The sequence below is a fragment of the Halothiobacillus sp. genome, from assembly GCF_027346185.1.
Lineage (GTDB): Bacteria > Pseudomonadota > Gammaproteobacteria > Halothiobacillales > Halothiobacillaceae > Halothiobacillus.
In genome coordinates this window covers 1-15,245 of record NZ_DAIESY010000050.1, presented here as the reverse complement: position 1 = coordinate 15,245, position 15,245 = coordinate 1, and the positions used below count along the sequence as shown (strand labels likewise).

The window sequence follows — 15,245 nt, the reverse complement described above, 5'->3', positions numbered from 1 at the left end:
TCTCTCAGTGTATTCTGATCATCAGCGCGCAAAGGGGCGGTAATGTCAGTTCCATATGGGCACTTTGACCATTATGGGGGCTGTCTTTATGGTGAGTTAAATCCAACGCGGTGCCTGAGCCACCATAAACGGGCTCGTCCGAATTCAATACGATAGTCAACTGGTCGGTATTCGGTAGGCCGATTTTGTAGTTCATTCTGACGACGGGCGTGAAATTAAGGATGGTCAGGATGTTCTGGTTTTTGGCGTGTCTAAAGAAACTGATAACCGAGTTCTTGCGGTCGTTGCAATCATTCCATGAGAATCCGCATGCTTCAAAATCATGGTAATGCAGTGCCACTTCATTTTTATATAGATGATTCAGTGCCGTGCTGAATTGACTGATTCCTTGATGGAGTTTGTATTCGAGCATCCACCAATCAAGTTGGGTGGCGTGATTCCACTCGTTGCCCTGGCCGAATTCGCAACCCATGAACAGGAGTTTTTTTCCCGGATAGGCACATTGGTAGGCCAGGAGTAGCCGCAAATTAGCGAATTTTTGCCATTCGTCACCGGGCATTTTATTCAGCAACGAGCCTTTGCCGTGCACGACTTCATCATGTGAAAAGGGGAGCACAAAGTTTTCGGTGAAGGTATAAAGCAACCCAAATGTCAGATTGTTGTGGTGATATTGTCGGTTGATTGGGTCTTCCTGGAAATATTTCAGGGTGTCATTCATCCAGCCCATGTTCCATTTCAATGCGAATCCAAGCCCGCCGACTTCGGGCGGTCTGGACACCAAAGGCCAGGCCGTGGATTCCTCCGCCATCATCAAGGCACCGGGGTTCCGACTTTGTGTCACATGGTTCAGATTTCTTAGGAAATCAATGGCTTCCAGGTTTTCTCGTCCGCCATAGGCGTTTGGCAGCCAATCGCCATGCGCGCGTGAATAATCGAGATACAGCATGGACGCCACGGCATCGACACGCAGGCCATCGAGATGCATTTCTTCGATCCAGTACAGGGCAGAAGCAATCAGGAAATTGCTGACTTCCTTGCGGCCGTAATTGAAAATCAGGGTGCCCCAGTCACGGTGTTCCCCACGCCTCGGATCTTCGTGCTCATAGAGTGCTGTTCCATCGAAGCGGGCGAGGGCAAATTCATCACGGGGGAAGTGAGCCGGAACCCAGTCGAGAATGATGCCGATGCCCGATTCGTGTGCCTTGTTGACGAACTGCTTGAATTGTTCCGGCGTGCCGAAACGGGAGGTCGGGGCGAAATAACCCGTGGTTTGGTATCCCCAGGAGCCATCGAAGGGGTGTTCGGTGATGGGCAGCAATTCAATGTGGGTGTAACCGCGGTCTTTGACATACGGAATCAATTGCTCCGCCAATTCCGCATAGGTTGGGAATTGTTTGTCTGTCAGTTTCCATGAAGCTAAGTGAACTTCGTAGACGTTCATCGGGGTGTGCATCCAGTCTCTTTGCTCGCGCGCCTTAAACCAGAATTGATCTGTCCATTGGAACGCCTCGTCACTGACTACCTTGGCGGCCGTATTGGGGCGAAGTTCAAAGCTGCGGCCAAAGGGATCGGTGCGAACGCTGGTGGCCTGGGTATCCCTGTTTTTGATTTCAAACTTGTAAAAATCGCCAGCAGATAGGCCTGGGATAAACAATTCCCAGACACCACTGCTGATTCGACTGCGCATCGGATGGCGTCGACCATCCCAGTTGTTGAAATCGCCCACCACGCTGACACGACTGGCATTGGGTGCCCAAACGGCAAATTTAACTCCTTTAACGCCTTCAATCGTGATGACGTGTGCGCCCAGTATTTTCCATAGGTCGTAGTGCTTTCCTTCACCGAACAAGTGCAGGTCGAGTTCACCGAGTACTGGCCCGAAGCTGTAGGGATCGGTGATCTGGTATTTGTGATGTTCCGCCGTTTCTATTTCCAGAACCGGGTGAAAGGGCAGCGCATCTTCGGCGAAGAATCCAAAAAAAACACCGGGATAATCGGCGTCGGCAGTCAATTTATGCCATTGCCCCTGGGTGCTCAATATCTTGACCTGTTCGGCCTGAGGCTGGTAGGTGTGAAAGCGGCATTTGCCCTCGCCAAGTGGATGTCGGCCCAGCAAGGAAAATGGATCATGCATTCTCGATTCGATGATGGGTTGAAAATCTAAGTGCATCAATGGGTTCCTTGTGTAGGCATGAGTTGCTCGAATTGGCCAGCCCGAATAAAGGTATCCCTTATGGTGAAACTGTTCAACTCTCGCATGGCCCGCGGCCTTCGGGTAAGTGGTCTGGAAATTTACTGTTGAGTCAAAACAGTCCATTAATTACTGGCATTGAAGCCTTGAGTCGCTCTTGCCGACCCTGTTTCGATCTTGGTTCGAACCAACGAATTGATCACCAGTCGGTCCGTGTGAAAATGATGTGAAATTTATTTTTCGTTTTGGCTTGACGGTCATGTTCCAAGGATAGGATTATGGCTTGAAGGGCCTGAATAATGAGGTTAGATTGCAGGTGATCAACTATCATTTCCTTATGCTCATCAAGCCATAACGTTTTCAGTTGAGGATCATTTAGGGAAGGTCTGCACAAATGCAGACCTTCATGTGCAGGGCATGGATGCCCTGCCGCTCAATGACGTAAGTCATTGAATTGCTGAATCCGAGCCGGGCGTGTATAGGCACGGGTGTTTCTGCAGGAAGCCAGGGAAGGATTCGTGCAAAGTTTTCTTAGGGAAATTTTGATGAATTCAGAGATTCCGTGCGGCACAGGGTGTGCTGCCACGAACGATCACGCACGTGATTGTTCATGAAGAAAATCAAAAACTGCTTTTTTGATTTTCGCCCTCTGAACACTCTAGGATGGAATTGTTCAGAGTGTCCTTAATTGTGTGACAAAGGGATATATTTATGTTGATTGATAGCCCCAAACGATTGGTCAGTCGAATCACCCGCGATACATTGGCTCTGGTTTTGTCGGGAGGCCGTGGTTCTCGTCTCAAACAACTCACCGATTGGCGAGCGAAGCCTGCCGTCCCCTTCGGTGGAAAGTTCCGGATTATTGATTTCCCATTATCCAATTGCGTTAATTCAGGTATCCGACGCATGGCAGTACTGACGCAGTACAAGGCCCACTCGCTCATCAAGCACGTCCAATTGGCCTGGGGCTCGAACCGGATGGCTCGTAACGAGTTCGTGGAGTTGCTGCCAGCACAGCAGCGGATCAACGAGAAATCATGGTACAGCGGCACCGCCGATGCCGTGTACCAGAACATCGACATTCTGCGAACCCATGACGCCGAATACATTCTCATTCTGGCGGGCGATCATATCTATAAAATGGACTACGGTCCGATGATTGCCTACCACGTCGAAAAAGGAGCAGATTTGACCATCGGCTGTATCGAAGTGCCCGTGGATGAGGCCAAGGCATTCGGCGTGATGGGTGTTGCTGGCGAGGGGCGGGTCAACATGTTTCTGGAGAAGCCCGATGCCCCCCCTGAAATACCGGGTAATCCCGGCAAGGCATTGGCGTCGATGGGCATCTATGTCTTCAATACCAAATTTCTGTTCGAGCAACTGATTTACGATGCGGATGATCCACATTCGGATCACGACTTTGGTAAGAATGTCATTCCACGAGTGATCAACCGATATCAGGTGTTCGCTTATCCGTTCCGGGATGTTCAGAACAATACCCAAGCCTACTGGCGGGATGTGGGGACCATCGATTCTTACTGGGCGGCAAATCTTGAACTGATTGGCGTGACCCCCGATCTGAATCTGTACGATACCGACTGGCCGATCTGGACACATCAGGAGCAATTGCCGCCCGCCAAGTTTGTATTCGACGACGAAGATCGGCGCGGGATGGCTGTTGATTCCATGGTGTCCGGCGGCTGCATCATTTCAGGTGCCTTGGTGCGCCATTCCCTGCTTTTCTCCAATGTCATCGTCAAAGAGCAGGCTTCAGTCGAAAGCTCCGTGATCTTGCCCAACGCGATCGTCAATAAGGGGGTCAAGATTCAGAATGCCGTTGTGGACAAAGGCTGTGTCATCCCCGAAGGGATGAAAATCGGATTCGACCCAGTTGAAGACAAGAAGCGTTTTGAGGTCAGTCCGAATGGGATCGTGCTGGTGACGCCGGACATGCTCGGACAACGTTTACACATGGTGCGCTGATGAAACACAAGAAGTTACCCGTTGTTCTTTGCTGGCATATGCACCAGCCGGAATACAGAGACCCTCGGGATAAAATCTACCAGCAGCCGTGGACTTACCTGCACGCCATCAAGGACTATGTCGATATGGCCGCGCATCTCGAGCGTCACCCGCGCGCGCGCGCAGTCGTCAATTTTGTGCCCATCCTGCTCGAACAACTCGACGATTACTCGGTCCAGATCGCGCAATACCTCGAAACACGCGAGATATCCAAGCTGCGTGACCCGTTGCTGGTCGCTTTGGTCGAGCCCGCGCAGATTAACGATTCGGCTGCGCGGATGACCGTTGTTCGGGCCTGCCTGCGCGCGAATGAAGACCGATTGGTTAACCGTTTTGAACCATTCAGGGATCTGGTAGATCTGGCGCGTTCAATTTCTGCCAATACTGAAAACGGGCATTATCTGAGCGATCAATTCATGGCCGATTTGGCGGTGTGGTACCACTTGGCCTGGATGGGTGAAACCGTTCGTCTTGAAAATACACTCGTTAAACAGCTGATGGCCAAGCCCACCGGGTTCGACAGTGATGAGCGCGCTCAGCTGCTGGCGCTCATAGGTTCCTTGATTGCGGGAATCTTTACTCGCTATCGGGCGTTATCGGAAAATGGACAAGTTGAGCTATCCATGACGCCTTATGCGCATCCGATTATGCCGTTGTTGCTCGATATGACCGCCGGTAAGCAGACTTGCCCGCATGACCCGCAGCCGCAGCACCTGAGTTATCCCGGTGGCGCAGACCGTGTGCAGTGGCACTTGCAGCACGGTTTTGCTGTGTTCAAGCGCTTTTTCGGCGTTCATCCTACTGGTTGCTGGCCCTCTGAAGGCGCGGTTTCCGAACCGACGGTGCATGAATTGGCTAAAGCCGGTTTCACTTGGTTGGCCAGTGGCGATCAAGTGCTGAGCCACTCGTTACAGAAACAGAAGATGGTTGCAAATGATTGCCGTCACCGAGTGTGGCAGTTCGATGCTTTGTCGCCCGCACTTTTTTTTAGGGATGACGGTCTCTCCGATCTGATCGGGTTCGACTACCAGAAATGGCATGCAGATGATGCTGTTGCCGACTTTATCGCCCATTTGATGAAGATTCGTCACGATTGTCAGAATGACGACGCTGTGGTCTCTATTATTCTCGATGGTGAAAATGCCTGGGAGTTTTACCCACACAATGGTTATTGGTTTCTGGATGCCTTGTACAAGGGATTGAGTACACACCCGGATATCGAACTCACCACGTTCTCCGAGGTGGTGACCAAGACTTATCAACGCAAGACCTTGCAGCACCTTGTTGCGGGGAGTTGGGTGTATGGCAATCTGACGACTTGGATCGGCAGTGCGGCCAAGAACCGGGCTTGGGATATGCTGATTGAGGCACGTCTGGCATTTGTGAAAGCTCAGTCCATACGGCCGTGGGATGCCCAAACCGAGGCGCGGAATCTCCAGCAACTGGCTATCTGCGAGGGCTCAGACTGGTTCTGGTGGTTTGGTGATTACAACCCGGGCGATGCCGTTCGAGATTTCGACCACTTGTACCGCTTACAGTTGACTCGATTGTACGAGCTTATCGGTGCGGATGTGCCGGCCAATCTGTCTGTTCCACTGTGTCTTGGCGTCGAAGCAAACTCGGCAGTGGAAGCGGGCGGTGTGATGCGGCGTGGCCAATAATGGGTAAAGAGTCGTCCAAAGAGAAAAAAAATTTGCCTGAAATGCCCTGTGCCCTGCGAAGAGCGGGCGTTCTGACCCCTGTATTTAGCCTGCCATCGGGTGATTTTGGCCCCTCAGTGGATCAATTCCTGGCGTTCATGACCCAAAGCCGCCTGACTGTTTGGCAAGTGTTGCCGCTCGGGCCGCCACTTATGGATGGTTCCCCTTATCAGTGCGCATCTTCTTTTGCGATCAACCCGGCATTCCTGTCCGACGCCCTGTTGCTCAATCCCGATGATTTTGACCCTGTCGCCACGGTGTCCGAACGAAGAGCCGGGCAGGGCGCCTTGACATCCCTGTTGGCCGAATTCGAACAGTTTTGTCGTGCGTCGTCTAACTGGCTTGATGATTACGCCTTATTCATGGTCATCAAGTCCCATGAACAGGGGCGGTCGTGGCTTGAGTGGCGACCGGCATGGCGAGATCGTGATCCGGCCTCCCTTGAGGCTTTTGCACGGGATCATGCGAAAGCAGTTTATGCCATACAGTTCGAACAGTTCCTGCTGGATCGCCAGTGGCGGCGCATAGTCACGAAAGCCCACGAACTTGGTATTTTGATCTACGGTGACCTGCCGATTTTTGTGGCCGGTGATTCGGCCGACGTTTGGGCGAATCGGGCGTTTTTCCAACTGGACGAACGAGGTTTGCCCACCAAGGTGGCCGGCGTTCCGCCCGACTACTTCTCCGCAACCGGGCAGCGCTGGGGGAATCCGCTCTTTGACTGGTCCCGCATGGCGGCCGATGGGTTCTCCTGGTGGAAACAGCGAATGGCCCGCCACATCGACATGTTCGACTGGGTGCGAATCGACCATTTTCGTGGGCTGGCGGCGTACTGGTCGATTCCCGCTCATTGCGATACCGCGATCGATGGCCGCTGGGTCGAAGCGCCGGGTGCCGCTTTATTGACAGCTTTGAGCGAGGCTTTCGGCGGTGATCTGCCCATCATCGCGGAAGATCTGGGTGTGATCACCGAAGATGTTACCGCTTTGCGCAAGGCATTCGGTATGCCGGGCATGCTCATCCTGCAGTTCGCTTTTGATAGCGATGACGATAACCCCTATCTGCCCGTGAATCACCAGGCCGATTCGGTCGTGTATACCGGAACGCACGATAATGATACGACGCTGGGTTGGTGGCAATCGCTCAGCCCGGATGCACAAGCGCACGTGTACGACGTGCTCGAGCAGCAATTGAATCTGTCGAGGTCAGAGCCGATGCCGATGGCGCTTATTCGTGCGGCCATGGCCTCGGTTGCTCAATTAGCCATTATTCCCATGGCCGATTGGCTGGGTTGTGATTCGAGCGGTCGAATCAATACGCCGGGTACACCGACGGGTAATTGGACCTGGCAGTTTGAGCGTGCCGACATGAGTGCTGAGTTATCGAAACGTATCCGCGCTTTGGTGACAGAGTATCAGCGCGACCCCGGCTGACACTGATGTGCGGTTCATTTGAGCGAGTTTGGCGCCTACCGGTTGTCCACACACGCTACCTCAGAAACAGAGCGATATATCCCAGCGACAGCAGAAAGGTCGCGGCCAGCCAGGCTGCTGATCCAAACAGGGCCGGATTGCGCGACAGGGCGACCGTATAGCCTGCTTTCAACAGATTGTTGCTGCCGCTCGCAATGAGGATGGCGATTTCCAGGGCGTTTTCACTCACGTGAAATTTTCCGTCCAAAAGCGACAGGATGAAGGGATCGATGTCCGTAAAGCCGACCATGAAAGAAAGCACGTGCAAGCCACTCACGCCGTAGTCGGTGACGACGAAATGCGTAACGGTGGCAAAAAATACAAACAGGAAGGCAAATAACAAAGCCGTCGAGAATTCGAGAGGATGGCTGGGTGGCAACTCAGGCTGTGGCTCTGCATTCACCTTCACCCTTCTGAATTGCCACAAGGCAAGCGCCGCTGTACTGAGGATCAACAGGGCGAACGGGGCGGCAAGATGGGTAGCTGTTTGTGAATGCCCCAGCACGACAATTAGCACCCAGAGTCTCAAATACATCATTGTCGTGGCCAGCAACACCGCGACACCGATCAGACGAGCCTGAGGTTCGGGCTGTTTCTGTGCGCGCCTACCCAGCACAACAGTGGCTGCCGTGCTCGAATACATGCCGCCGAGGATGCCCGTCAGCAGGACGCCACGTTCCGGGAAAAAATAGGTTTGGGCCAGATAGCTCAAATAAGAAATCGCCGATACGACAATCACCGCGAACCAGACCTGATGCCAGGTTACGTCGATAAATCCAGCGATCTGGCGATCTGGCAGCAGGGGCAAAATCACCCCCGCCATCAGGAAGAATTTGACCAGTGTCAGCGCTTCGTCGTGTCGGAAGGCATCCGAAAACCGCCTGATGCCGGGTTTTTCACCCAGCAACAGCAAGACCACGATCATGAAGACAATCGGCAGCCATAATGGGCCGTGTAGAGACAGTGGGCCGAGTAGATAAACCACGAGTGCAATCAGTGTGCTCAGGAGTCGATCATCCTGAGTTCTGGTTAGCCGATACCAGTAGGCTAAAGACAGTAACGCACCGATGACCAGCAAACCCACGCCATAGGCGATAAAGCTCGGGTCAATGACGGTTAGTCCATAGCCGAGAATCGACAGCAGGGTCAGCGTGCGCGTTGTGCCAAAACCCAGATCCTTGTTGGCCGCGCGGCGATAACTGTGCCACTCAAGACCGATGAGAAACCCGAAAATCGACGTTTCCAGGAACGCGACCAGTAAAGGTGAAAGTGAATTGATTGAGCCCATGTATGTTAAATCCGGAACGGTTTCGCTCATCATGGCCGCAGCGGGCGGTGACGGCAAGAGCGCGAACAGACACCAGGGCACCTCGAAAAACCTTTCGAGGTGCCCATGCACCACATGGAAGTGGTGCCGCGCAATCGCATAAGCGATTGAAATAGCGTGAGTTTGTCGCGGGCTTCCCGCGACGAACGTCCTCGAAAAATCCCAAGGATGGGGTTTTTCGAGGTACCCACCAGGATAAATAATGGACAGGAGGCCGTACCAAGAAAGAAATCTCTATCAGAAATGCTGATTGAAAGTCTCGACGACTTTTTCGATGGTGATTTGTCATTTAATCAGTGGGTGACGACCACCTTTTTTGGGTGAAAAGTAAAGCAAAAAAATTGGTTATATCGAAAAATCTTCTATTGACAGCATTGGAACTATGCACAGCGGAAGTCAGGTCATGGCTGGAATTCAAGTTCCCGTATCGACTTTACTTAAAATATACATTGTCTATTTAATATATTGATTTTATTGTATATATTTTCGATTGGTCATGTTGGTGTAAAAATAACCAGAAGCGGTAACTGCTTGATGGGTTGTGCTTGTGGAAACTTTATACCCAAGGTTATCCACAGTTTTTGTTGATAACTTTTATGCTCGTTTTCCGTGCAGGATAGTGAAAGCCGAATCCCTCAAATCGCTCACGCTTACCAAGCGGTGAATCATCATGGGGCAGGCGTGCGAGCGCTTGATATGTCAACCCGATTACTCATGACGGAGCGCCTCAATGGGGTCGAGTCGTGCTGCCTTGCGCGCTGGAAAATACCCGAAGACGACCCCCACAGCGGCTGAAAATAGTGCAGCCAGGGCAACAATTCCTGCATTGAAAACAAAGGGAATGTGCAAAGCGCTGGCCAGCGCGATTGATCCGCCAAGGGCCAGGGCAATACCGATCAGACCGCCAAGCGAGGATAAAACAATCGCTTCAACCAGAAACTGGAGCAGAACTTCCCGCTCGAGTGCGCCGATCGCCATGCGGATACCAATTTCACGCGTCCGTTCGGTGACGGACACCAGCATGATGTTCATGATCCCGATGCCGCCCACGAGCAGGCTCACCGCCGCAACCGCCCCCAGTAGGGCCGTCAGAATCTGGGTTGTTCCCGTGAGCATCTTGGTGATTTCTTTCATATCCATCACGTTGAAGTCGCTTTCCCCGGCCGTTGGTATATGGCGGCGCTCACGCAGAATCTGCTCGATATCCCGCTTGACCCGGTCTGTCGATACACCCTTGGCGGCAGAAACCTGAATAATGTTCACATCCAGGTTGCCGGAGATGCGGCGCTGGAATGTCCGAAGAGGAATCAGCACCAGATCATCCTGATCCGTGCCCATGGTGGATTGGCCTTTGGCATCCAGAACACCGATGACCTGACAGGCCATTTTTTGCAGCCTGATTCGGTCGCCGATCGGGTCCTGACTGCCGAACAACTTGGATTTGACGGTGGCGCCGATTATGCAAACGGCCGCGCCGGAACGAAGTTCACTGCTGCTGAATCGGCGTCCGTCCTGTATGGTCCAGTTCCGTGCGGCGAAATAGTCGTCCGTGGATCCGCTCACCATTGTCGACCAGTTCTGGTTGCCGTACACCACCGTCATGGCGCGCGAGGAGGCGGGTGCTATTGCCGCTAGGCCCGGAACTTCACGGGCAATGGCTTCGGCATCTTCCGCTTTGAATGCGGGCGCGCCGCTGATCTGTCCCGGCCCCATGCGTTTCCCGGGTGTGGCAATCAACAGGTTGCTGCCGAGACTGGCGATCTGCTCACTGACCTTTGCCGTGGCACCGCCGCCGAGCGTCACCATCACGATCACCGCTGCGACCCCGATGACGATGCCGAGAATGGTCAGGAACGAGCGCATCACGTTGCGTCTGATTTCGCGTAATGCCAGCAGAAAGGTATTCCACAACATCATGCCGCTCCTGTTTGAGCGGTGTCGCTTTCGACCAAGCCATCTCGAAAATGGATGACACGCCTCGCATAAGCTGCCATGTCCGGTTCATGCGTCACCATCACCACGGTAATGCCCTTGTCGCGGTTGAAGCGGGTAATCATTTCCATGACTTCCTGACTTCTGGCCGTATCGAGGTTGCCGGTTGGCTCGTCGGCCAGGAGGATGGCGGGGCGTGTCACGATGGCGCGCGCAATGGCGACCCGTTGTTGCTGTCCGCCCGAAAGTTCGCTGGGCGTATGGTGCTCCCAGCCGTCCAGTCCCACATCGGCAAGTGCCGCACGTGCCCGATTGTGGCGCTCTGCAATCGGTACGCCCTGATAAATCAGCGGCAACTCGACATTTTCCAGAGCGGAGGTTCGGGCCAGCAGATTGAAACCCTGGAAAACGAACCCCAGTTCGTGGCGTCGCAACAGCGCCCTTTGGTCGCGGTTCAGTTGCCCGACTTCGAAGCCTCGGAAACGGTAGTTTCCACTGGTGGGTGTGTCCAGACAGCCGATGATGTTCATCGCGGTGCTTTTGCCCGAGCCACTGGCGCCCATGATGGCCACAAACTCGCCTTCTTCAATCGCCAGATTGATACCGCGCAGGGCTTGCATGGACGCGCTGCCCTTGCCATACACTTTGGTTACGCCTGCCAGTTCAAGCAAGGGGCCTTGTGTCGGTGCGGACGCATCACTCATTTTGTCTGCTCGTTCATGTCGACAATCAGTGGTGTGCCGGGTTGCAGCGCACCTTCCGTAATGGCGGTCATGATCCCGTTCGTCTGCCCGGTCATGACATCGATCGGTTCAGGTTTCCCATCCTTCAATATCCAGACGCGCTGCTCCTTGCCTGTCGGTGCCTGCATCGAATTCTGGGTGGAGCGCGGAGGGCGTGGCATCAAATTGGAGATCAGACCGCCGCTACTTTTGGTTGTTGGCATCACAGGCGGTGAAAAGCGCAGTGCCGCATTCGGTACGAGGAGCGCGTTCTTGTCTTCGTTGACCAGAATATGCGCGGTGGCCGTCATTCCGGGGCGCAGCAGAAGATCCCGGTTGTCGACCTTGAGAATGGTTTTGTAGGTCACCACGCCGGAAACGGTTTGCGAGCCGTAGCGCACCTGGGTGACTTTTGCATCGAAATTTCGATCAGGAAAAGCGTCCACTGTAAAACGGGCGGGCTGTCCCACATGGACCTGACCGACATCTGCCTCATCGACATCGACCTGCAACTCCATCTGCGTGAGGTCTTCAGCCAGTGTGAAGAGTACGGGTGCCTGGAATGAGGCCGCGATGGTCTGGCCCGGTTCCACATTGCGATTCAGCACGATGCCATTGATGGGCGAACGCACAACGGTTTTGGAAAGATCGGTGCGGTTGGCGTTTTGCACCGCCTCGCTTTGCACAACGCTGGCCCGTGCGCTGGCAAGGTCTGCCTTGGCCCGGTTATAGGCGGCCTGTGCTTTGTCGAATTCGAGTTTGGAGGGCACCTTGCCGCCGCTCATCTTCCGCACATCCTCCAGTCGGGCGAGCTGGCTCTTGGATTCCTGCACCGTGGCTTCGGCCTGTTGCACCCGCGCGCGCGCCGCATCAAGCGCTGCGGTGGACTGCCGTAACTGGGCTTCGAGCTTGGTCGGGTCGAGCAGGGCGAGCGGTTGACCGACCTTTACCTTATCGTTGTAGTCGACCAGCACTTCCTTGATGGTTCCGGAAACCTCGATCCCCACATCGACCTGATTGGTCGGTGCCAACGTGCCCGTCGCCGTCACTTCAACCGTGAGATCGCCGCGTTGCACCGGCTGGGTTACATATTGGGGCGTGTTGGTTTCCTGCCCTCGAAACAGCCTATATCCGGCGACCAGAACGACAACGGCCAGCACGATGAGCAGCCAGCGTTTCCATCGGCTACCGCCGGATTTTTGCATGAAAATCGGCGCTCGGGCGCTTTCGGCACCAGCAGAAGGTTGAGGTTTGGTCGCGCTCATGGCGTGATCTCCGAAGAAGAAGTGAGGTCAGGGGCGGGTGGGTTCGCGACCCAGCCTCCACCCAGGGCTTTGTAGAGTTGAATCAAACTTGTGCTGACAGCCGCTTCGCTGGTGGTGAGCAAATCCTGCAGGGTCAGCAGGCTCCGTTGCGTATCGAGCACCGACTGAAAGTCGATCAGGCCTGCGGCATATTGGCTCTGCGCCAGCGCTTGTGCACTTTGGGCTGCGGCGACCGCCTTGGTCAATGCGGCACGACGCTCTTGTTCGCGTGTATATGAAATCAATGCATTCTCGACTTCGCCAAAAGCCGTCAGTACGGTGGATTCATATTGAGCCAGCGCTTGTGCCTGCAGCGCATTCTGGATCTGGATGTTCTGATGAATCCGACCGGCATCGAATAGCGTCCAGGCAGCATTACTGCCGAGCGAGAAGGTTCTGGCTGCGGCCGTGAACAGGTTGCCTGTGGCCAAGGAAGCCAGACCGATACTGCCTGCCAGAGAAAAGTCCGGGTACTGGGCGGCCGTTGCCACACCGATTTGGGCGGTCTGCGCCGCCAATTGCCGTTCAGCCCGGCGAATATCCGGGCGACGACGGAGCAGATCGGCCGGAATACCCGTATTCATCATGGCATCGGCCCGGGGAATCGGCGCGGTGGCGAATGGGGGCAGGTCTTCGGGGTTGATGCCGAGCAGTATCGCGATCTGGTTCTTGGTTTGGGCCAGGCTGGTTTCCAGCACGGGAATCTGGGCACGGGTCTGTTCCAGCGCGGAGGTTGCCTGTTCCATGTCGAGGCGACTGGTCAAACCCGCCTGATAGCGCCATTGGGCCAAATCACGGGTTTGCGTCTGGATGGCGAGATTGGCCTTGGCAACAGCAAGCCGGGCCGCATAGGCGCGCAGATTCAGGTAGTTGACGCCCACTTCGGCCGTGAGACTGGTCTGAACGGCAGACAGATCGGCTTCACTTGCCGCAACTTGTGCCGAGGCCGCTTCAAGTGCGCGCCGTTTCCCGCCGAAGATATCCATTTCCCAGCGCGCATCGAAACCCGCGCTGTACTGGTTGTTGGTAAGCCCAAAACCCAGTTCTTGACTGCTGCCATTGCGGTTGGCCGAAGCGTTCGCTCCGAGCGTCGGGAATCGATCTGCTTCGGCAAACCCGCGCCTGGCGCGGGCTTCAAGCAGACGGGCTTCTGCCTGTTTCAGATTCTTGTTGTTGGCTAACGCACGCTCAATCAACCGATTCAGAACCGGATCATGGAATTCGCGCCACCAACGAGCCAGCCCGGCGTTATCGACGCTGGAGGGTGCGTCGTTTGGTGTTGGCGTTTGCCAGTTTTTCGGTACGGGAACCGTCGGCCTCTGGTAATCCGGCCCGACTGCCGCGCACCCGGAAAGCATCAAGGCTGCCGATAAGACTACGGCAATGTGCCTTGGATAGAGGTGTTTGAAGTTCAAGCGCGGATCACCTGGTGGAAGCCAAAATACTCTAAAAATTATACCGTATAAATTTCTTGAACAGGCTTTTGGTGTATGAAGTCCAGGGAAGGTCTGCACAAATGCAGCCCTTCCCGTGCAAGACATGGATGCCCTGCCGCTCAATGACTAAAGTCTTTGAATTGCGGAACCCTGTTCGGGCGTGTGCAGACATAGGTGTTTTTGAACCTGAAGCTGGCGTGAGACCACGAAGCAGGAACGGATTCGTGCAGAGATTCCCTATGGTTCGAGAGCGTGATTCAAGGACGGGGAACCACAAGCTCATCCAAAGGTCAGTATGCTCCAGCCACAGTTCTGGTTATGTCCTTATGTTCCTTTAATTTTCCGGCCAAGGATAATGAAAAAAGCCTCAAATGGCTTTGTAGCGCAGTTTGAGGCTTATTTATTGATTGATATTCAAGCGTCATCTGAAAGGCTTGAAAAAAATGATCTGGTAGTCGCGAGTGGGATCGAACCACCGACCACCACCATGTCAAGGTGATGCTCTACCACTGAGCTACGCGACTTTAATAATCAGGTCGCGCATATTACATAGCAGTTTCTTTAACGTCAAGGCATTGTTCCGGCGCGCTTTGAGCTGATTTGTTAAAGCTCATTGCGATGCCTTCGTCATCGCATCCAAGTCCCCTGAATTCGTTTGAAGCCTATCTTTGGCCCAACTTTGGCCCACTCATGGCCCAACTTGTAAGCCGGGGTATTTAGGATATGGCCCTGAAAAAATGCAAAAAAATCCCGGCAGATCAAGGCCGGGAAATTACTGTATGGTGGAGGTGGGGGGAATTGAACCCCCGTCCGCAAATCCTACGCTTTCGGTACTACATGTTTTTCCTGTTTTTGATTTTAACCCGGAGCTACCCAACAGGCAGGGAAAACCACGAGCGATTCCGGATAAGTTTTAGCCAATTCACGCCGGACACGCTTCATGACGATCTTGTGAGAGTCGACGCCTGGAACCTGAACGCACAAGCACGGCTTCAGTCAGACGGCACCCTACTGGTTATTAAGCAGCGAGTGCGTAGTTGTCGTCGTTGGCAACTAAATTTTTTGCAGATTTTTACGAGGCTCTACCCCTCGACATGCACCTAGAGTTTCGTGACCCGCGTCGAAGCCATGTCACCCCC

Annotated in this window: 9 protein-coding genes, 1 tRNA gene and 1 other RNA gene; 3 read left to right on the top strand and 8 right to left on the bottom strand. The window is 54.0% G+C overall.

The features are described from left to right. Positions 1 to 4: 4 nt before the first annotated feature. The gene (gene glgB, locus M7R55_RS03700; RefSeq protein WP_298218618.1) at positions 5 to 2,170 is read right to left on the bottom strand and encodes a 1,4-alpha-glucan branching protein GlgB; all 2,166 of its coding nucleotides are present in this window, start codon (positions 2,168 to 2,170) and stop codon (positions 5 to 7) included. Between the two features lie 735 nt (positions 2,171 to 2,905). On the opposite strand from glgB, the gene glgC reads away from it, so the two are divergent. The 3 genes from glgC to malQ are packed head-to-tail and all read left to right on the top strand — an operon-like array spanning position 2,906 to position 7,346. After that, complete coding sequence (gene glgC, locus M7R55_RS03695) at positions 2,906 to 4,174, top strand: glucose-1-phosphate adenylyltransferase (protein WP_298218655.1); 1,269 nt, start codon at positions 2,906 to 2,908, stop codon at positions 4,172 to 4,174. After that, complete coding sequence (locus M7R55_RS03690; protein ID WP_298218616.1) at positions 4,174 to 5,874, top strand: glycoside hydrolase family 57 protein; 1,701 nt, start codon at positions 4,174 to 4,176, stop codon at positions 5,872 to 5,874. The genes glgC and M7R55_RS03690 overlap by 1 nt, the downstream gene beginning before the upstream one ends. 41 nt (positions 5,875 to 5,915) lie before the next feature. After that, on the top strand, positions 5,916 to 7,346 hold the full coding sequence (malQ, locus tag M7R55_RS03685; protein WP_298218653.1) for a 4-alpha-glucanotransferase: 1,431 nt from the start codon (positions 5,916 to 5,918) through the stop codon (positions 7,344 to 7,346). Between the two features lie 55 nt (positions 7,347 to 7,401). Here the strand turns inward: malQ and M7R55_RS03680 are convergent, their stop codons facing one another. The 7 genes from M7R55_RS03680 to ssrA all read right to left on the bottom strand — a co-directional run bounded on the left by M7R55_RS03680 (position 7,402) and on the right by ssrA (position 15,245). Further along, entirely contained in the window at positions 7,402 to 8,754 is a 1,353-nt protein-coding gene (locus M7R55_RS03680) for a DUF4010 domain-containing protein (RefSeq protein ID WP_298218614.1), read from the bottom strand. A 666-nt stretch (positions 8,755 to 9,420) separates the two neighbouring features. Beyond that, positions 9,421 to 10,626 (bottom strand): ABC transporter permease, encoded by a 1,206-nt coding sequence (locus M7R55_RS03675; protein ID WP_298218612.1) that lies wholly within the window; start codon positions 10,624 to 10,626, stop codon positions 9,421 to 9,423. Continuing rightward, positions 10,626 to 11,348, bottom strand: coding sequence for an ABC transporter ATP-binding protein (locus tag M7R55_RS03670; RefSeq protein ID WP_298218610.1), 723 nt, complete (start codon positions 11,346 to 11,348; stop codon positions 10,626 to 10,628). Before M7R55_RS03670 ends, M7R55_RS03675 begins: the two co-directional genes overlap by 1 nt. Beyond that, positions 11,345 to 12,631 (bottom strand): efflux RND transporter periplasmic adaptor subunit, encoded by a 1,287-nt coding sequence (locus M7R55_RS03665; protein ID WP_298218608.1) that lies wholly within the window; start codon positions 12,629 to 12,631, stop codon positions 11,345 to 11,347. Before M7R55_RS03665 ends, M7R55_RS03670 begins: the two co-directional genes overlap by 4 nt. Continuing rightward, complete coding sequence (locus tag M7R55_RS03660) at positions 12,628 to 14,085, bottom strand: efflux transporter outer membrane subunit (protein ID WP_298218605.1); 1,458 nt, start codon at positions 14,083 to 14,085, stop codon at positions 12,628 to 12,630. The genes M7R55_RS03665 and M7R55_RS03660 overlap by 4 nt, the downstream gene beginning before the upstream one ends. Before the next feature lie 470 nt (positions 14,086 to 14,555). After that, positions 14,556 to 14,630 (bottom strand) — tRNA-Val (locus M7R55_RS03655). Between the two features lie 256 nt (positions 14,631 to 14,886). Then, positions 14,887 to 15,245, bottom strand: a transfer-messenger RNA (tmRNA) gene (ssrA, locus tag M7R55_RS03650).